This is a genomic window from Roseivirga thermotolerans (genome assembly GCF_014653175.1).
GTDB classification, from domain to species: Bacteria; Bacteroidota; Bacteroidia; order Cytophagales; family Cyclobacteriaceae; genus Roseivirga; species Roseivirga thermotolerans.
The window spans coordinates 451,907-471,996 of record NZ_BNAG01000004.1 but is presented as its reverse complement, the minus strand read 5'-3'; the positions used below and the strand labels follow the sequence as shown (position 1 = coordinate 471,996).

Below are 20,090 nucleotides of genomic sequence, written 5' to 3'. Positions count from 1 at the left end.
GTTAGTTGAGGTGTTTAGTGATGTCTACAATTTTTCCCTCAATAGCCGTAACAGCGGCTACCAAAGGACTGGCCAAAAGTGTTCTGGCTCCCGGGCCCTGCCTGCCTTCAAAATTTCGGTTTGAAGTAGATACACAATAGGCCCCGGCCGGCACCTTATCTTCATTCATTCCGAGGCATGCACTGCAGCCCGGCTCTCTTAACTCGAAACCGGCTTCTTCTAATATTTTATCCAGTCCCTCAGCCTTTGCCTGTTTTTCTACCTGCTTAGACCCTGGCACAATCATGGCATTGACATTGGAGGCCTTGCGCTTTCCTTTCACATAGTTTGCCACTATTCTAAGGTCTTCTATTCTGGAGTTGGTACAACTGCCTATAAATACATAATCTATAGGTTTTCCGAGTAGACTCTCTCCGGCCTGAAAGCCCATATATTTGAGTGATTTATTGAAGCTTTCCTCTCCGGCTTCGGCCAGCCTATCTGGTATAGCTGATGTGATTTTAATGCCCATACCCGGGTTGGTGCCATAGGTAATCATGGGTTCTATGTCTTCTGCCGGAAAATTATATTCCTTGTCGAAAGTAGCTCCTTCATCAGAATAGAGTGTGCTCCAATAATCCAGAGCTCTCTCCCACGCCTCTCCTTTAGGGGCAAACTCTCGTCCATGAATGTAGTCGAATGTCGTTTCGTCTGGGGCTATCATTCCCCCTCTGGCACCCATTTCTATACTCATGTTGCAGATGGTCATTCGAGCTTCCATGGAGAGTGAACGGATGGCAGATCCGGCATACTCTACAAAGTAACCTGTTCCTCCGGCCGCTGTAAGTTTAGAAATGACGTACAGAATAATGTCTTTGGCATACACGCCTTTATTAAGCTTTCCATCTATAGTAATACGCATGGTTTTGGGCCTGGACTGTAATAAACACTGGCTGGCCATTACCTGAGCCACCTGGCTTGTGCCAATACCAAAAGCTATAGCCCCGAAAGCACCATGGGTAGAGGTGTGGGAATCGCCACAAACCATCGTTCTACCAGGAAGCGTAATTCCCAACTCCGGACCAATTACATGAACTATTCCCTGAAAAGGGTGCCCCAGACCGTAGAGCGTTACGTTGTGTTTTTCACAATTATTAATCAAGGTATCTACCTGATGCCTGGAAAGGGCCTCTTGAATGGGTAAATGCTGATCTTTGGTGGGCACGTTGTGGTCGGGAGTTGCCACCATCTGATCTTTTCTAAATAAGGTGAGTCCTCGCTTTTCGATCTCTGAAAAAGCCTGCGGACTGGTTACTTCATGAATCAGGTGCCTGTCTATATACAGTACATCTATTCCTCCTTCAAGGCTTTTCACCACATGGGCGTCCCAAACCTTGTCAAACAATGTTTTTGCCATAGTATTAAACCGCTACCTTTTGTCTATACTCTACAATTTGGTGTAAATCTTCGTCTTCTACTTCTTTTTTATCATCTGCCACCCGTAGAAATTCTGCATAAACCACATCTAACTCATCTCGGGTGAGCTCATAGCCCAGATTTTTCATTCTGTAGGCCAGAGCCGCTCGGCCACTTCGGGCGGTAAGCACAATAGAAGAATGGTCTACGCCTACGTCAAGCGGATTGATGATTTCATAGGTCTCGCGATTCTTGATCACTCCGTCCTGATGAATTCCCGAGGAATGCGCAAAAGCATTGGCACCCACAATGGCCTTATTGGGCTGTACGGGCACACGCATGGTTTCTGATACATAGCGCGAAATGGCGTTGAGCTGGCGAGTATCAATATCGGTGAACTTGTTCAGGTCCGGATGCTGACGAAGCACCATAACCACCTCTTCCAAAGCCGTATTTCCGGCTCGTTCGCCAATACCATTTATCGTGCACTCAATCTGCGTGGCACCGTTCAATACTCCTGCAATAGAATTGGCAGTGGCCATACCCAAATCGTTATGGCAGTGGGTAGACAAGGTGACCTTGTGTACTCCTTTCACATTTTCTCGCAGGTATTTTATTTTGGCCCCGTATTCTTCTGGTAAGCAATATCCGGTGGTATCGGGAATGTTGAGTACCGTGGCTCCAGCCTTAACTACCTGCTCGCAAACAAACGCAAGGAATTCATTGTCTGTTCTGCCGGCATCTTCAGCATAGAACTCCACATCTTCTACATACTTCTTGGCCAGTGAAACTGCAGCCACAGCTCTTTCAACAACCTTTTCGCGGCTGGTGCGCAGTTTATGTATCACATGGGAGTCTGAGGTACCAATACCGGTATGAATCCTTGGCCTTTTAGCTTTCCTAAGTGCATCGGCAGCGGTTACAATGTCTTTTTCTACCGCCCGGCTCAACCCGCAAACGGTTGCATTCTTAACCACATCGGCTATAGCCTGTACCGAATGAAAGTCACCCGGACTAGAAATAGGAAAGCCGGCTTCGATAACATCTACCCCCAGAGCTTCCAGTCGCTTAGCTACCTCAATTTTTTCCGCAGTATTGAGTTTACAGCCAGGCACTTGTTCGCCATCTCTAAGGGTTGTATCAAAGATTTGTATTTTTTGTTGATCCATCGTTTATTTGGTCTCAGTTCTTTGCTTCAATTCATATTATTCTCTCTAAAATTGAAGTTAGATAACCGATGAAACCGCACCATAAGAGATGGTAGATGTTCTACTATTTCTAATTCGGGTAATAGCTTGTTTTTATACTGTAAATCAATTAGTTACACCCTTTTGAATTACAATGGCTAAAGCAAAGAATGATGCCCTCTTCGAATTGATAAAATCTCTTACTCAAACTGAAAAGAGACACTTTCGATTGTATGTAAAACGCAGCGGAAACACTAGCGATGTTAAGTTCATAAAACTGTTCGATGCTATGGACGGCATGAAAAGTTATGACGATACTGAAATTCTTGAGAGGGTACCCAGCATTAAAAAAGCTCAGCTATCTAATCAGAAGGCTCATCTCTACCGCCAAATTCTTGGAAGTTTGAGACTATACCATATCGGTCAAAATCTCGACATTCAGTTGAGGGAATTACTAGACCATGCCAAGGTGCTTTACAATAAGGGGTTTTATAAGCAGGCTCTTAAAATGCTCGACAAGACCAAGCAAATGGCCAAAGAGAGTAGGCACTTTACCATAGCCTTAGAGGTAATGGAGTTTGAGAAGCAAATAGAATCTCAGTTCATTACGCGCAGTATAGACAACCGTGCCGAAGAACTGACTTCAGAAGTGGTTGAAACCACTGAGATTGTTCGTTCGAGCCACCAACTGTCTAACCTTACGCTCAATCTTTACAGTCTCTTTCTGCAAAAGGGCTACGCCAAAAACCAAGAGGAGTTCGATCAGGTGAGCCAATATTTCTTTAGTCACTTGCCCAAAGTAAACTTCGAACACCTCACCTTTTATGAACAACTCTATTTCTACCAGGCGCATGTCTGGTTCAACAAGATTGTACAGAACTTTCCGAATGTCTACAAACACTCCTTGGCTTGGGTAAAACTATTTCAGGAAACTCCGGAAATGATTGTGAAACAACCGGTACATTATATAAAAGGTTACAGAAATCTTCTGGGAGCACTTTTTCAGCTAAAGTACTATTCAAAGTTTTGCCAGGTTTTAGCTGAAGTAGAAGCACTGAGCAAGGATAAAAACATAGTGCAGAATCTAAATACTGAAGTTCTGGTGTTTCAATTTCTCTATGTCTCCAAAATCAACAAGTATTTTATGGAGGGCAACTTTGCGGAAGGTGTAAAGATTATTCCCGAATTGTTAGAGAAACTGGAGCTGTATAAGTCTATGCTTGACCCCGAGCGAGTTCTTATCATCTACTATAAAATAGCTTCGCTTTACTTTGGAAATGGCAATTACAGAAAGGCTATATATTACCTAAACCAAATCATTCATTTTCAAGATGTTAAAATAAGAGAAGACATACATTGCTTTGCACGTATACTCAATCTGATTGCCCATTTCGAAGACGGTCAGGATTTCCATCTGGAATATCAAATTAAATCTACTTTTCAGTTCATTGGTAAGATGAATCAGCAACAGGCAGTACAAAAAGAGATTATTAGCTTTTTGAGAATTACCGGAAAAATAACCCCGGACCAGTTAAGAGATGAATTTGTAAAGTTGTATAACAGGCTACTACCACTCAACGAGGACATTTATGAAAGACGGCCGTTCTTCTATTTAGACATTCTTTCTTACCTGGAATCTAAAATTGAGAACAGACCGGTACACTTGGTTATTCAGGAGAAATTTGAAGGACTGAAGTGATGTACCATGTTTGGTTGCGATTATATGACTTCCATAGGATGGAATCAGTAATCATCACCCACAATTAATTTTAAACAACCGGGAACCACTTCTACGCTTACCTCTTTGGTTTCTCCCATTAGCTCACCATCAATTTGAAAGAATCTTGGTTCATTGAGGGTTACTTTTACTTTACTCGCCTGGTACACCTCGCAATAGGATGCGGCATCGTCAATATGTTCAAAAAACTGTCCGGCAAGCCCCGGTATGCTAAGGCTTCGCAAAACATAAACCTCAAAGATGCCATCATCTAATTTGCCAATGGTATTCAGAACAGCTCCGGTTCCGTACCTTCTTGCGTTGGCAAAGGCCACCATGTGGCCTTCTTCAACAACGGTTTTATCGCCAATCTTTAATGTGGCCTCAAATTTTTCCAGATTCAGAAGTTGACTCGTCACTCCTTTGGCATAACCTAAAAACCCGCGCCTCTCCCCTTCTTCAAACTCCTTTACAAGGCCTGCATTAAGTCCCACATCGCTAATGTGCAAACCATAATCTTTACCATTGAACAGCAGCATATCAGCTGCTATAGTTCGCCCATTCAAAATGAGATCAAGAGCATCAGGAAGTGCTTCGGGAAAACCAATGTCTGTGGCCATGCCATTGGCCGATCCGGCTGGCAGTATACCCAGAGAAATACCTTTGTCAATAAGCACTTTTGCACATAACATCACCGTTCCATCGCCTCCCACCGCAACTACGGTATCGGGCACAAAAGCCTCAATGCATTGGTTCAACTTTTCTTCATCAGCTTCGCCCGTAGTCTCCCACTTTTCTATGGAAAGCTCCAAACCTTCTGCCCACTCATCGATTTGTTTTATATACTCCGTTTTGTCTTTGTCGCCAGAAATGGGGTTAATTACAAACAGTATCTTGTTCATTGCTAACGCTTAAACGAATAAAATTAAATGATTTCCGAACATCCGAAATGGAGCTCCTATAAACAAGCACCTATACGGGGAAATTCTTTTCAAAGATGGTGGAAAAGCCGTTTTCGATATGTTGATTATCCGTTTGTTCTGGCGTATCGAGGTTTTGGCAATGCTGAAAAGTGCTATGTACAAGGGCATGTATTTAAAGGAATGACACTGCGGAATCCCGGGAAGCACACATCTGTTTGGAAAAACATTATCGCGCTACTTAAAATGTTTTTGGTTTCTACTATTGCAGACGCCAAAGTAGAACTTACGCTTAATGATAAAACGTACTGTTGCCGAAGTAATGAACAGGGCCTTTTTGAGTTTGAGATTGAAAATCATGGTTTAGGTGAGGGATGGCATGGCGCAGAACTCAGACTGGCAGATGAATTGGTAGATGGTCAGGAAGAGGTGAAAGTTTCCACAGAAATTCAAATTTCCACACAAAGCGAACTCATTTTCATTTCTGATATTGATGATACATTTCTGGTATCTCACGTCACTCAAAAGCCGAAGAAACTCTACACACTGCTCACCAACAATGCTGAAACACGCCAGCCGGTAAAGGGTGCTGTGGAGTTTTACAAAGCCCTTAAAACAGGAGGTATCCAGAAAGAAAATCCATTCTTCTATGTTTCGAGCAGCGAATGGAATTTGTACGAATTTCTAGTACAGTTTATCAAGGTCAATGAATTGCCCAAGGGTGTATTGCAACTCAAACAGCTAAAAACGGGCTTTCTCGATTTCTTTAAATCAGGTTATGGTAGCCATTCACATAAGCTCGACAAAATAGAACGAGTTCTACAACTTTATCCGACAAAGCAATTTGTACTACTTGGTGACAATGGACAGCATGACCCTCTGATTTACAAGGAGATAGCTGAGAAAAATCCAGACAGAATAAAAGCGGTTTATATAAGGGGAGTCAAGTCCAGACGTTGGGATGAAACCCAGAGTATCCTGCAAGAAATTGAGTCAATCGGTACGGCTTGTTGCCAGTTCAGGCATAGCCAACAGGCTTTTGAGCATGCCCAGTCTATTGGGTTGATCAGCACTTGAGAAAGGTGCTTTCCGTGCAGGGCACATCTCTGAGACTCTGCTCAACCCAATCGGTTTGGAGAATTGGGTTTTGAAGCGAAAGCGTTGTTCTAATCCCCCTAGCCCCCATTTCAAAAAGTAATTTCCTAACAAGAGACACCTCTATGGAATTCTAACCAACGATGTTTGCATGGACACTCCTCCTTGGCGAAGGAGGTTGGGAGGATTGGCTTTTGAAGTCACAGATACATGCTCTAATCCCCCATGCCTACCGGCAGGCAGGCTAGCGCCCTTTTCGAAAAGGGGCAATGGGCTCTGCTAGATTGAAAAGCAACAAATTTGAGCCACTTCTACTAAGTGTTTTATTTACTTTTAGAGAGCACTCTACCTAAGAAGTTTGTTTAAGGAGGTTCTTAAAGTCTGCATACTCGTTGCTCATTTTTATAGAGCTCTTTTGCTTCAGCATAAGGTCTTTAGCAAACCCGGGCATAGGCATTTTATCTCTGAGAGCTTTTTCCATTACAGGCCTAAACTTAATGGGATGCGCTGTTTCCAAAAACACTCCCTTCTGATCTATTTTGAGCTTTTTCTTTAACCCTGCATATCCAATCGCTCCATGCGGGTCTAGCAAGTAACCTGTTTCTTTATGGCATTGCTCAATCGTTTCAAGAATCTGCTCATCGTGTAAAGTGAAGCCCGAAACTTCCTGAATCAAATCATCAAAAGAGTGATCATAAAGCTCTAGCATTCTTGGAAAGTTACTCGGGTTGCTTACATCCATGGCGTTGGCATAGGTAGCTACTGTTGGTAACACCTCATATTCGCAACTTTCCAGATAGCGTGGTACTACATCATTGGCATTTGAGCAGACCAGAAATTTGCCCAACGGAAAGCCCATTCGCTTGGCTAGCATGCCTGCGGTTACATTGCCATAATTTCCGGAAGGCACGGCTATTAAAGCTTCTGCAGCATTTTTCTCCTGTAGCGCCAAACTCGCATAGTAAATGGACTGGGGCATCCAACGCGCAATATTGATTGAATTGGCAGAGGTGAGGTTCAGTTTTTTACTTAGTTCAGCATCCAGAAAAGCTTGCTTCACCAAACCCTGACAATCATCAAAATCGCCTTCTACTTCCAAGGCCGTAATGTTTCCTCCCAGGGTGGTAAGCTGCTTTTCCTGCAAGTCGCTCACTTTTCCCGAAGGATACAAAATAACTACCCGCACTCCTTCTACATTAAAAAAACCATTGGCCACTGCACCCCCTGTATCTCCAGAGGTGGCTACAAGAATTGTGGTTTCCCGGCTTTCGCTCTTGGCAAATTCTCCGAGGCAACGGGCCAAAAATCGCGCTCCTACATCTTTGAAGGCATAAGTAGGCCCATGAAACAGTTCCAGACTAAAGATTCCTGCTTCAACCTGAACGAGTGGAATCTCAAAATTAAAAGCCTCTTGTACAATAGTCTCGAGGGTGGTGTCGGAGAAAACGTCCTGGGTATAAGGCCTCATTATTTCGAAACCCAACTCTGGTAAACCGGCACTTTCCAGAGCACTGATTTTATCGTAACTGAAACGCGGAATAGCCATAGGAAAGTACAACCCTTTATCGGCAGGCAGACTGTTAATTACAGCTTCTCTAAAGCCGACTTGGGGAGATGATCTTTGGGTAGAAAAAAACTGCATGCTCGACAATTCTGGATGTTTCTTTTGACTTTACTGAATTCGTTCGACTCCCCTGCCGTTTATGGCCGATTCGTAGAACCGGCAAGCAATACCTTTGGCTTCATAGAAATCTTTTACCCACTTTTTTAGCGGCTCAAGGTTTTGATCTGCTTTAAAGAAGGCGAACATTGCGGGTCCTGAGCCGGAAATATTAAAACCAATGGCCTCGTTTTCCAAGCATACGGTTTCTACATCGTCATAGCCCGGGATGAGTTTTTTCCGATAAGGCTGTGCCAATTGGTCTTTCATATATTTTCTAATCATCTGGTAATTGGCCGTAGTGAGTCCATTTATTAAACCGGCCATATTGGCGGCTTGCTCAATGGCCTGAGCCATAGGCACCTCTCTGGGCAATAGGCCTCTCGCTTCTACTGTTTTTACCAGCACATCAGGAAACAGAATAAGTACTTTTAAGGCTTTTGGGTAGCTTATTTGAAAGCCATCGAACGGATCGCAGCTTTTTACAGCTACAAAACCTCCCAGCATACAAGGTGCTACATTGTCGCCATGCCTGTGACCTGAAGCAAGCATTTCGCCATCGAGGGCAAAAGGGACTAACTCTTCTTTGGTCATTCCTGTGTTCAGCAGTTCATTGGCCGCAAAAACAGCGCCCACAGCACTGGAGGCCGAAGATCCCAAACCACTACCCGGTGTAAAACTCTTTTCTATTCTTATAAGAAAACCACCATGGTAGCCCACTTCTTTGCAAAACGAACTCAAGGCCACAGTGGCCACATTCTTCTCAGGGTCTTGTGGAATATCGGCTCCTACTGCATCAATCAAATAGGCCTGGCCATTTCTTTTGCTAAGCGTAATTGTATCGCCTATACCTTCTAGCGCAAAGCCTAGAATATCAAAGCCAGGTCCGACATTCGATACGGAGGCGGGTGCAAAAATTTTTACCGAATCTTTATTCATTCTTCTATTTCCAAGTTATACGTCATTGCGAGAAATGAAACCTGTGATAACAAGGTTTCATAACGAAGCAATCTGATTGTATAGGACACGCTGCAGGTAACAGACAGATTGCCACATCACAAGTTTGACTTATAGCCAAACTTACTCCTCGCAATGACGGTTCCGAGAGTATCTACTGTTTTTCAATCACCTATTTCTAATTCCTACCTACTGATTAGCTATTCGTAATACATCGGCAAAAATACCACTTGCGGTAACTTCTGCACCAGCACCTGCTCCTTTTACTACTAAGGGTTGTTCCTTATACCTTTCGGTGTGAAAAAGCACAATGTTATCCTTACCTTCCAGGAAGTAGAATGGGTGATGCAAGGCTACCTGTTCCAGAGCCACTTTGGCTACCCCATCTTGGAAGCTGGCTACTACCCTTAACTGAGCGCCTTTCTCCTTGGCCTTTGAGTAAAGCTCCAAAAAGTGGTCTTCATGAGCATCCAATAGTTCATAGAATGTGTTCAAGTCAGGGGTATTTTTGCAAGCTTCAGGTAAAAAAGACACCTGTTCAATCTGCTCCATCTCCCATTTTCTACCGCTTTCTCTAATCAGTATAAGTAGCTTTCTCATCACATCTTCGCCAGAAAGATCTAACCTTGGATCCGGTTCGGTCAGGCCAAGCGCCCTGGCTTCTTTTACAATGCTTGAAAATGGACGCTTACCATCATAATTATTGAAAAGAAAGTTGAGTGTGCCGCTTAAAACAGCTTGTATAGCATGTATTCTATCGCCCGATTTAAACAACTCATTCATGGTAGAAATTACTGGAAGGCCTGCAGCCACATTGGTCTCAAATAAAAACTGGCTACCGTACTTTTTCGTGGCATATTTCAAGTCCAAATAAGAAGACATATCTCGCGTGGCGGCAATCTTATTGGGAGTAACCACCGATATGCTCGACTCCAACAACTCCCGATAAGTGGCGGCTATGGTATGTGAAGCGGTGATATCTATGAAAATACTGTTCCTTAGGTTCAGTGCCTTTATTTGAGCAATAAATGCCTCAATAGTTGAGTCATTCCCATGCTCTAATAACTGCTCCCATTTTGTTAAATCGACACCTTCTTCATTGAAATAGCTTTTTCTGGAATTGGCCACGGCCACCACCTGAATATCCAGGTTAAACTCTCGGGCCAGTAATTCTTGTTGTTTTTGCACCTGCCTTAGAAAAGCCCTGCCTACATTGCCCACCCCTACCACAAACAGATTCATTTTCTTTAACTCTGAAAGAAAGAAACTTTCGTGAAGTGTATTCAAGGCCTTTTTAAGGTCTGCTTTGGCTACAACAGCCGTAATATTTCGCTCAGAGGAACCTTGTGCTATGGCCTTCACACTTATTCCATTTCTACCTAGAGTATTGAACATTTTGCCGGAAATCCCCACCTGGTTTTTCATATGAGAGCCTACCAATGCTATAATACTTTGATCTTCGTCTACTACCGGTTCATCTATTTTATGTAATGATATTTCCTGCTCAAATTCCTCAATTATGGCCTCAAGAGCTGCATGAGCATCGGTCTTGGAAATACCCACACATATGGAATGTTCAGATGAGGCCTGGGTAATCATAATCACGTTTATGTTGGCCTGACTTAGGGCTTTAAAAAGGCGATAAGAGAAACTTGGTATACCCACCATGCTGGCACCTGAAAGGTTAACCAGTGCTACATCCTGAATACTGGAAATTCCGCAAATGGTCTGCTTTTCGTCATCCCACTCTTTAGTAACCAAAGTGCTTGGGCCCTCAGGGTCGAAAGTATTCTTCACCCAAATTGGAATTTCTGCATCAAGGGCGGGTTGAATACTTGGCGGATAAAGCACCTTAGCCCCAAAATGAGATAGTTCAAGCGCTTCTTCGTATGAAACATGCTCCAGCAAATGAGCCGAAGGAACCAATCGCGGATCGGAGGTCATTAGACCGTTAACATCTGTCCAGATTTGTAATTCTCTAGCCTGAAGCAAATTAGCCAAAACCGCTGCCGTGTAGTCAGAACCACCACGCCCCAGCGTAGAGGTTTCGTTATCGCTGGTTGAAGCAATAAAGCCCGGGAAAACGCTAATTGAAGCTAATTGTGGCTTAAGCTCTTGTAAAGCTGCTTTGGTGGACTGCCAAAGTACATTGGCACTACCGAATTTCTTATCGGTAATCAGGTATTTTCGGCTGTCGTAGAGTTCTACCTGAAGCCCTTCTTTTTTGAGATATTCACTAATAATATAGCTCGATAGCCTTTCACCACAGGACTGAATATAGTCGCTGGTTCTTGGAGTCAATTCGCGCAAAAGATATACGCCTCTGCAAATTTCGGTAAGTCGAACGAAGAGCTTAGAAATCTCGAAGCAGTTGGAATTTCCTGTGAGTTCCTTAAACGCAGTGCAGTGCTTTTCCTCTAAGTCTTGTAGGTTGGATTCATAACTGGCATCCCGAACCGCAGCTTTTTGCGAAATGGAAATCAGAGTATTCGTGACCCCGCTCATGGCAGAAACTACTACCACCAACTGTTCCTGACCGGATTCCTTTTTCAGAATCTCAGCAACCTTTCTGATTGCCTCTACACTTCCTACGGACGTACCGCCAAACTTCAAAACCTTCATGGTTTCGCTGATTTATTGATTTATGAGTTATTTAATTACCACAAGCGGTGTCTTCACCGCTTTTCTCACATTGATGATGACACCAATGGTGACCAAAATTATGTTCGCCATTCGGTCCCGACTTTTCGGGAGCAGGATCCTCTTAAAAAAGACCCTGAAACAAGTTCAGGGTGACGGTTAGGTTTTTCACCGCTTAATTATTCTTAGCCACAAGCGGTGTCTTCACCGCTTTTCTCACATTGATGATGACACCAATGATGACAAAGTTATGCTCCCATTCTGTCCCGACTTTTCGGGAGCAGGACCATCTTCAAAGAGACCCTGAAACAAGTTCAGGGTGACGGTTAAGTTTTTCACCGCTTAATTATTCTTCGCCACAAGCGGTGTCTTCACCGCTTTTCTCACATCATTGATGAGGACACCAATGATGACAAAGTTATGCTCCCCATTCTGTCCCGACTTTTCGGGAGCAGAACCTTTTTCAGAAAGACCCTGAAACAAGTTCAGGATGACGGTAAGGTTTTTCACCGCTTAATTATTCTTAGCCACAAGCGGTGTCTTCACCGCTTTTCTCACATTGATGAGGACACCAATGATGACCAAAATTATGCTCGCCATTCTGTCCCGACTTTTCAGGAGCAGAATCCTTTTCAAAAAGACCCTGAAACAAGTTCAGGGTGACGGTTAAGTTTTAAAGAATAAACCCGAACAAATTCGGTTGCTCGTTGAGGTATTCTACCTGATAGTTTCTCGAATTCATTCGTTCCAAAAGCGGCTCAAAGTCTTCTTTTCGCATGTGCTCAATGCCAATTAAAGCAGGGCCTTTTTCTCTGGCTGTTTTTTTGGTGTATTCAAAATGTACGATATCGTCATTCGGCCCTAATACTTCAACCAAAAACTCTTTGAGCGCTCCAGCTCGCTGTGGAAAACGAACTATGAAATAATGCTTGAGTCCTTCATATAGCAACGACCGTTCACGAATTTCCTCGGTTCTCGAAATGTCGTTATTACTTCCTGACAATACACAAACCACATTTTTACCTTTTATCTGCCGACTAAAAAGGCTTAAGGCGGCCGCACTCAGTGCTCCTGCAGGTTCTACCACAATGGCCTCGCGATTATAGAGCTCCAGAATGGTGGTGCAAACCAGCCCTTCAGGAACCGTAACAAGCTCATCGAGCTGATTTCTGCAAATCTCAAAAGTTTTCTCTCCAACCGATTGGACAGCAGCCCCATCGACAAACTTATCAATGGATTGAAGGACTACTCTCTTACCGGAATTTACCGATTGAAGCATAGCCGGTGCTCCCTGAGGCTCTATTCCTATGATTTTGGTTTTAGGACTTAGTGCCTTAAAAATGGTGGAGACTCCTGCAGCGAGCCCGCCACCTCCTACCGGTAAAAAGAGATAGTCGATGGGCTCATGGGCATCCTCCAGAATTTCAAGCCCCACCGTTCCCTGGCCTTCAATCACTTGCTCATCGTCAAACGGATGGATGAAAGCGGCCCTTTGCTTCTTGCAATATTCCTGAGCCAAGCGGTAGGCATCATCAAAAGTATCGCCAATCAGCACCACATCTACCCAATGCTTACCGAAGAACTTGACCTGATCTACCTTTTGCTTTGGTGTTGGAGCAGGCATAAAAATGGTGGCATTTACCTCCAACATTCTGCAGGAATATGCCACGCCTTGCGCATGATTTCCTGCACTGGCACACACCACGCCATTCTCCTTTTCTGCCCCGGTTAGCTGGCTGATACGGTTGTATGCTCCACGAATCTTGTAGGACCTTACTACCTGCAAATCTTCTCGCTTAAATTGAATATTAGCTCCATGCTTTTCTGAAAATGACAGATTTGGCAACAAAGGGGTTCGTTGAATGACCCCTTGAAGCCTTTCTGCTGCCTTTTCAATATCATCTAATTGCGGTATGTAAAAAGTAGTTGTATTCATCGCATATTCGTATCATTTAACACGTCATTCCCGCGTAGGCGGGAATCTCCAAACAATCGCACCTTAGGCCGAGAGGGATTCCCAATCAAGTTGGGAATGACGGGTTCTAGAATCATTTGAAGTAGGCCTTTACAGCCTACTCTAGCAGTAATACTCTCCTCCTATTCTAGGGAAAGATGGAGCGGGTTAAACCAATTCCTCTTTCTTTACAGATGGAGCATTTTCGGGTCTTAGTGCGCGCACTGCACGGCCGGCCTGCCACATTTCCGAATTATGAAGTTCGTCCAGTTCCTTCTGTAGCTTCTCTCTGTAGTCAGACTGAGAGTTGGAATCTATGGATTTTTGTGCCTCAATACCTGCTTTTACGGATGCGTAGAGTTTTTCAAACACCGGTTTTGTGGCTTCATAGAAAGGATCCTTCCAGTCTAAAGCCCCACGCTGAGCAGTGGTAGAGCAGTTGGCATACATCCAATCCATACCGTTTTCAGCAATAAGCGGATAGAGTGACTGGGTTGCTTCTTCAACCGTTTCATTAAAGGCTTCGGAAGGAGAATGACCATTGGCTCTCAATACTTCATATTGCGCCTGAAACAGCCCTTGTATTGCTCCCATCAAGGTTCCTCTTTCTCCTGTTAAGTCAGAGGTTACTTCTTTGATAAAGGTGGTTTCGAACAGGTAGCCTGAACCTACCCCTATACCCAATGCAAGAATTCGATCACGTGCTTTTCCGGTTGCATCTTGATGCACAGCAAATGAAGAGTTTAATCCCTTGCCTTCGACAAAAAGCCTTCTCAAGCTGGTTCCTGAGCCTTTAGGAGCTACAAGAGCCACATCGACATCGGCAGGAGGAACAATGCCGGTTTTATCGGAATAAGCAACCCCAAAGCCATGCGAAAAATAGAGCATTTTGCCGGCTGTAAGGTGTTTTTTAACGGTTGGCCACAACTGAATTTGTGCCGCATCAGAGAGCAGGTAGCAAATAATAGTGCCTCTTTCCAAAGCCTCTTCAATTGAGAAAAGATTCACTCCTGGCTCCCAACCATCTTCTACGGCTCTATCCCAAGACCTGGAAGGTTGTCTTTGCCCTACAATTACGTTGATTCCGTTATCTCTGAGGTTCAACGATTGTCCGGGGCCTTGCACACCATAGCCTATGATGGCTACAGTTTCTCCATTCAACACTTCTTGTGCTTTGTTTAGTGGAAATTCGTCTCTGGTTACTACGTTTTCTTCAACGCCTCCAAAATTGATTAATGCCATTGTATTAAGATTTAAATGATTTTCAGTTAAATGATTGATTATTATTGGCCTGCTTGGCTTCATTGACTAGCTCATGCAGGTTTTTAAGTTCTTCGTCTGGTTTGATAAGCGACACCCTGCCGGACTTCACATAGTCTATGAGCCCAAAAGGTCTAAGAAACTCCAGCAAGTCATCGTTTTCGGCCTTATGACCGGTTTTTTCAATAATCATGAAGTCTTGCTCTACGGAGAGTATGCGTGCGTTCTTATCGCGGATAAGTCGCTCCACAAGATTGTGCTGAGCTGCTTGTTCTACCGACACTTTAAACAGGGTAATCTCCTGAAAAACAGTCTCTTCATCGAGGTGATAAACTGCTTTAATTACTTCTACCTGTTTTTCCAACTGAAGCACAATTTTCTGTACAATCTCCTCGGTAGTGTTGAGCACGATAGTAAACCGGTGAATACCCGGTATCTGAGACTCTGAGGTATTGAGGCTTTCTATGTTGAGATGCCTTCTGGTGAATACAGAAGTTATTCGGTTTAGCAAACCAATATGGTCTTCTGTAAATACGGTTATGGTAAAGTCTTTACACATAGCTATGACAATCTTACATCTGAAACACTGGCTCCTGTGGGCACCATGGGAAATACATTATCTTCTTTACCCACGTGTACTTCGAGCAGATAGCTTTCTTTATGGTCCAACATCTCCGCCACTGCTTCTTTGAGCTGACTTCGCTGCTTGATTGATCGGCCTTTAATACCGTAGCCTTCAGCTATTTTCACAAAGTCAGGGTTCACCATTTCGGTACTGCTATAGCGCTTATCGAAAAAGAGCTGTTGCCATTGCCTCACCATGCCCAAAAAACTATTGTTGAGAATAATGATTTTTACGGCAGCTTTTGTCTGGAAAATGGTTCCCAACTCTTGTAAAGTCATCTGAAAGCCTCCATCACCTATCACGGCCACCACTTCTCTATCGGGCGTGCCTAATTTGGCTCCCAGAGCAGCCGGAAGACAAAATCCCATGGTGCCCAATCCACCGGAAGTAATATTACTTTTGGTTTGTTTGAAGTGAGTATAGCGGCAAGCCACCATCTGATGTTGCCCTACATCAGTAACCAAGATCGCTTCTCCCCGAGCCAGTTCATTCACCTGCCGAATTACTTCACCCATGGTTAGTTCAGGGCCTAATGGCTTCAATTCGGGCTCAATTACCTGCTCATGCTCTATCTGGTCATAGGCTCTGAATTGTTCTAGCCAAGCCTGATGGCTTTTTCGTTTTACTGCTTGGGTTAGATGCTTTAATGTCTCCTTACAGTTGCCCAATACAGGCACTTGAACTTTCACGTTTTTATTGATCTCAGAAGGGTCTATATCCAGATGAATGACTTTAGCCTGAACGGCATAGCGAGAAAGATCTCCGGTTACGCGGTCATCGAAACGCATACCTATGGCTATTAGCACATCGCATTCATTGGTGAGCTTATTAGGGCCATAGTTGCCATGCATTCCTAACATACCGACATTAAGAGGATGATCGGTAGGCAAGGCAGAAAGTCCTAAAAGGGTGCTGGCAGCCGGTATACCCGTTTTCTCAATAAAACTCTTGAATTCTTCTTCGGCCTGCCCAAGAATTACACCCTGACCAAAAAGAACAAATGGCCTTTTTGCTGAATTGATAAGTTCGGCAGCCTGTTCAATAGCCTCCGGGTTTATTGGTGGCTCTGGCTTGTAACTCCTCACATTCTGACAGGGGCTGTATTCAAACTCTACCTCTCCAAACTGAGCATCTTTTGTAATGTCTATAAGTACAGGGCCGGGTCGGCCACTTTGAGCAATGTAAAAGGCTTTGGCCAATGCGGCAGGAATCTCTTCTGCTTTAGTTACCTGAAAGTTCCACTTGGTACAGGGCATAGAAATGCTTATGATGTCTGTCTCCTGAAAAGCATCTGTACCTAAAAGGTGTGATCCCACCTGACCAGTAATACACACCAATGGCGTAGAATCGATCATGGCATCGGCAATTCCGGTGATTAAGTTAGTGGCTCCCGGACCTGATGTAGCCATAACAACACCTACCTTTCCGGTAGCCCGGGCATATCCCTGAGCTGCATGTATGGCCCCCTGCTCGTGCCGGGTAAGTACATGTTTAAGTGCCTGTTGATAGTGAAAAAGTGCATCGTATACCGGCATAATGGCTCCACCGGGGTAACCGAACAGCAGGTCGACTTTTTCGGCCAAGAGTGAACGAATTACAGCTTCGGCACCCGAAGTCTTTACTTTTTCGCTAACTGACTGAGCTATAGTTGCTTCCATTTGCATTTAATTATCGGTTACACAGCCCTGTGCCGCAGAGCTTACTGTTTTGGCATATTTATAAAGGGCACCTTTACTCACTTTAAGAGCCGGTGCTTTCCAGTTTTTTCTTCTTTCAGCCAACTCGGCTTCAGATACCAGTAAATTGATTTGATTGCTGGTGGCATCTATTACTATGGGATCACCGTCCTGAACCAAGGCAATGGTACCCCCTACCTGAGCTTCAGGACTCACATGGCCAACTACAAATCCGTGGCTTCCTCCTGAGAATCGGCCGTCAGTAATCATAGCTACTGTTTTGCCCAAACCTGCTCCCATTATGGCTGAGGTAGGCTTGAGCATTTCGGGCATACCCGGTCCACCCTTAGGGCCCTCATAGCGAATTACTACCACGTGGCCATTCTTTACTCTTCCACTTTGTATACCTCTTATCGCAGAAAACTCATCGTCAAACACAATGGCCTTTCCTTCAAATCTTTCACCTTCTTTTCCGGTTATTTTAGCTACAGCACCTTCTTCTGCCAGGTTACCAAAGAGCATTTGTAAATGCCCTGTGGGTTTAATGGGTGTCTCTTTTGGCTTAAGAATGGCTTTTGAGTTATCCAGATCGGGTACTGTAGCCAGATTCTCTGCAATGGTCTTACCGGTAACCGTCAGGCAATCGCCATGGAGCATTCCCTCTTTCAGCATCCACTTCATTACCGCAGGAATCCCCCCTGCTTCATGTAAATCTTCCATCAGATACTTCCCACTGGGCTTTAGGTCGGCCAAAAAGGGAGTAATGTCTGTAAGGCGCTGAAAATCATTAAGGGTCAACTCAATGTCTATGCTATGGGCTATGGCTATAAGGTGCATTACAGCATTGGTAGAGCCTCCAAGAACGGTGATCAACCGAATGGCATTTTCGAACGATTTCCTGGTCATAATATCCCGGGGCTTTAAATCGAGCTCCAGCACATTTCTGATGGCCTTACCTATTTTATTGCATTCTTCCGTTTTATCAGCACTTATGGCCGGGTTAGAAGCGCTGTAAGGCAGTGACATACCCAAGGCTTCTATTGCCGAAGACATGGTGTTGGCCGTATACATGCCCCCACAAGCACCAGCTCCCGGACAGGAGTTTTTAATAATCCCTTTATAATCTTCGTCTGATAAAGTACCTGCAAATCGTTGCCCCAGGGCTTCGAATGAAGAAACTATGTTGAGTTTCTGATTTTTGTAGCAGCCTGAGGCTATAGTGCCACCATATAGCATAATGGATGGTCGATTGAGCCTCCCCATAGCAATTAGTGCCCCGGGCATGTTCTTGTCGCAGCCTACTACGGTTACAAGAGCATCGTAATAATGCGCTCCTGCCACAGCTTCTATGGAGTCTGCAATAATCTCTCTTGAAGCCAGCGAGTACCGCATACCTTCGGTACCATTGGCAATACCATCACTCACGCCAATGGTATGATACATGAGTCCCACCAGGTTTTCTTTCCAAACACTGGCTTTTACCTGCTCTGCCAGCTTATTCAGGTGCATATTGCAGGTGTTTCCATCATAGCCGGTGCTCACAATACCTACCTGGGCTTTGCCCATGTCTTCTTCCGTGAGGCCAATGCCATAGAGCATAGCCTGCGAAGCGGGCTGTGAGGGGTCTTGCGTGAGTCTTTTACTATATTTATTGAGTTCCATTTAAGCGTTTATCAATGTTTTAGGCAATGTCTTTCGAACCAGTTGTTGGTAATGCTGTGCTATGCGATAACCAATGGTTTTCTTCCAGGGCAATCGGAAAGGACTGCCATCTAAAAATTCTATACCGGCAATTTCTGCAGCCGTACCGGTAAAAAAGGCCCCGTCTGCTCCTTTAACCATATGCGGAGAGAAGTAGGCTTCATTTACCTTTATTCCCATTTGTGCGGCCAGTTCAAACACAGTGGCTCTGGTTATACCGGGTAGAATGTTGCCCAGCGGTGGCGTAAAGAGCTCTCCGTCTTTTTCGAAGAAAAAATTGGCACCACTACCTTCGGCCACACTGCCGTTTTCATCGAGCAACAGAGCCTCATCGAACCCTTTGCCTTTGGCCTCTGTAGTAGCCAAAATAGAGTTGGTGTAGTGTCCGGTAACTTTGGCCGAAACCGGCACAGCTCTGGGGTTGGGCCGTTCGTAGGATGATACCATTACATTGAGCAGATTATCTCCTAAATACCTGCCCCATTCCCAGGCGCAGATAAAAAGGTGGCTGGTGCTTACCTTTTGTAAAGACATATTCTCACCCAGATAAAGTAACGGGCGGATATAGGCATCCTTTAACCCATTGCGCTCCAGTAACTCGTATGTCCAATCGACCAGTTGGCTGACCGTATAGTCGCAAGGCATGTGCATTTTATACGCGGAATCGATCAAACGCTCATAGTGAGCTTCGGCTTTAAATATTGAGGTTCCTTCGGCCGTAGCATATGATCGGATGCCTTCAAACACCCCACTCCCATAGTGCATGGACTGGCTGTATAAACTGGCCCTGGCTTCTCCAGCCTTTAACCACTGGCCATCTAAAAAAATCGTTGTCTGGTCGTTGTAATACATGTTTCTACATTTTGAAATTATTGGTTTGAGCTACCTGTTACAGCCCTAAATTCCTTTTTACTACAGTTTTCAATTCAAACAATCGCTATCTTATTTGATTGTTTTTCAAGTACTTACACTAATACTTTTACAGTTTTAAGTCTCTCACTAACCTCATTTATTCCTAATCCTAAAGCCTACCTGCCAAGACCAGGCTGATCGATAAGGCATTTATTCGGCAATTCCTGAAATAAGCTTGCCAGTTGGCAGATAGATTCAGGAGAACGCCAAATAAAAAGGCCTCTCTCACGGGGTGAGAAAGGCCTTCAATACTGCATACAGAAGTCGCTCCCTCACCCCGATGGGCCGGTAATAATGACTACTGTAATAATTGAGTTTAACTGTTTCATATTTTATGTTCAATGTTCCTGTACCGAGTCATTCAGAGGGAGAACATTCTCATGTTCATCAG

15 protein-coding genes are annotated in these 20,090 nt (G+C 44.3%); 2 read left to right on the top strand and 13 right to left on the bottom strand.

Annotated features, from left to right (window positions below):
• Position 1 precedes the first annotated feature (1 nt).
• Positions 2-1,396 (bottom strand): 3-isopropylmalate dehydratase large subunit, encoded by a 1,395-nt coding sequence (gene leuC, locus IE164_RS15820; RefSeq protein ID WP_189631224.1) that lies wholly within the window; start codon positions 1,394-1,396, stop codon positions 2-4.
• A gap of 4 nt (positions 1,397-1,400) precedes the next feature.
• Entirely contained in the window at positions 1,401-2,564 is a 1,164-nt protein-coding gene (locus IE164_RS15815) for a 2-isopropylmalate synthase (RefSeq protein ID WP_189631223.1), read from the bottom strand.
• Positions 2,565-2,736: 172 nt separating this feature from the next.
• On the opposite strand from IE164_RS15815, the gene IE164_RS15810 reads away from it, so the two are divergent.
• On the top strand, positions 2,737-4,281 hold the full coding sequence (locus IE164_RS15810; protein WP_189631222.1) for a hypothetical protein: 1,545 nt from the start codon (positions 2,737-2,739) through the stop codon (positions 4,279-4,281).
• A 44-nt stretch (positions 4,282-4,325) separates the two neighbouring features.
• Here IE164_RS15810 and IE164_RS15805 read toward each other — a convergent pair whose 3' ends face one another.
• On the bottom strand, positions 4,326-5,201 hold the full coding sequence (locus IE164_RS15805) for a diacylglycerol/lipid kinase family protein (protein WP_189631221.1): 876 nt from the start codon (positions 5,199-5,201) through the stop codon (positions 4,326-4,328).
• A 201-nt stretch (positions 5,202-5,402) separates the two neighbouring features.
• Between IE164_RS15805 and IE164_RS15800 the strand changes: the two genes are divergently transcribed.
• Complete coding sequence (locus tag IE164_RS15800) at positions 5,403-6,296, top strand: App1 family protein phosphatidate phosphatase (protein WP_189631220.1); 894 nt, start codon at positions 5,403-5,405, stop codon at positions 6,294-6,296.
• A 367-nt stretch (positions 6,297-6,663) separates the two neighbouring features.
• On the opposite strand, the gene thrC is transcribed toward IE164_RS15800, so the two are convergent.
• The 10 genes from thrC to IE164_RS15750 form a co-directional block, all read right to left on the bottom strand.
• Positions 6,664-7,956, bottom strand: a complete 1,293-nt coding sequence (thrC, locus tag IE164_RS15795; protein ID WP_189631219.1) for a threonine synthase — start codon at positions 7,954-7,956, stop codon at positions 6,664-6,666.
• Between the two features lie 30 nt (positions 7,957-7,986).
• A complete protein-coding gene (locus IE164_RS15790) occupies positions 7,987-8,913 on the bottom strand; it encodes a homoserine kinase (RefSeq protein ID WP_189631218.1) in 927 nt (308 codons plus the stop codon).
• Between the two features lie 207 nt (positions 8,914-9,120).
• Positions 9,121-11,553, bottom strand: a complete 2,433-nt coding sequence (gene thrA / locus IE164_RS15785; RefSeq protein WP_189631217.1) for a bifunctional aspartate kinase/homoserine dehydrogenase I — start codon at positions 11,551-11,553, stop codon at positions 9,121-9,123.
• Between the two features lie 360 nt (positions 11,554-11,913).
• Positions 11,914-12,081 (bottom strand): hypothetical protein, encoded by a 168-nt coding sequence (locus tag IE164_RS15780; RefSeq protein WP_189631216.1) that lies wholly within the window; start codon positions 12,079-12,081, stop codon positions 11,914-11,916.
• Between the two features lie 163 nt (positions 12,082-12,244).
• Positions 12,245-13,507: a threonine ammonia-lyase IlvA gene (ilvA, locus tag IE164_RS15775; protein WP_189631215.1), complete on the bottom strand. Its 1,263-nt coding sequence runs from the start codon at positions 13,505-13,507 to the stop codon at positions 12,245-12,247.
• A 186-nt stretch (positions 13,508-13,693) separates the two neighbouring features.
• Complete coding sequence (gene ilvC / locus IE164_RS15770) at positions 13,694-14,767, bottom strand: ketol-acid reductoisomerase (RefSeq protein WP_189631214.1); 1,074 nt, start codon at positions 14,765-14,767, stop codon at positions 13,694-13,696.
• A 22-nt stretch (positions 14,768-14,789) separates the two neighbouring features.
• Positions 14,790-15,344 carry an acetolactate synthase small subunit gene (ilvN, locus tag IE164_RS15765; protein ID WP_189631213.1) on the bottom strand — a complete coding sequence of 185 codons (555 nt, stop codon included), beginning with the start codon at positions 15,342-15,344 and terminating at the stop codon, positions 14,790-14,792.
• A gap of 2 nt (positions 15,345-15,346) precedes the next feature.
• Entirely contained in the window at positions 15,347-17,068 is a 1,722-nt protein-coding gene (gene ilvB, locus IE164_RS15760; protein ID WP_189631212.1) for a biosynthetic-type acetolactate synthase large subunit, read from the bottom strand.
• Between the two features lie 6 nt (positions 17,069-17,074).
• Positions 17,075-18,748 carry a dihydroxy-acid dehydratase gene (ilvD, locus tag IE164_RS15755; protein WP_189631211.1) on the bottom strand — a complete coding sequence of 558 codons (1,674 nt, stop codon included), beginning with the start codon at positions 18,746-18,748 and terminating at the stop codon, positions 17,075-17,077.
• Positions 18,749-19,639, bottom strand: a complete 891-nt coding sequence (locus tag IE164_RS15750; protein ID WP_189631210.1) for a branched-chain amino acid transaminase — start codon at positions 19,637-19,639, stop codon at positions 18,749-18,751.
• Positions 19,640-20,090: the final 451 nt, after the last annotated feature.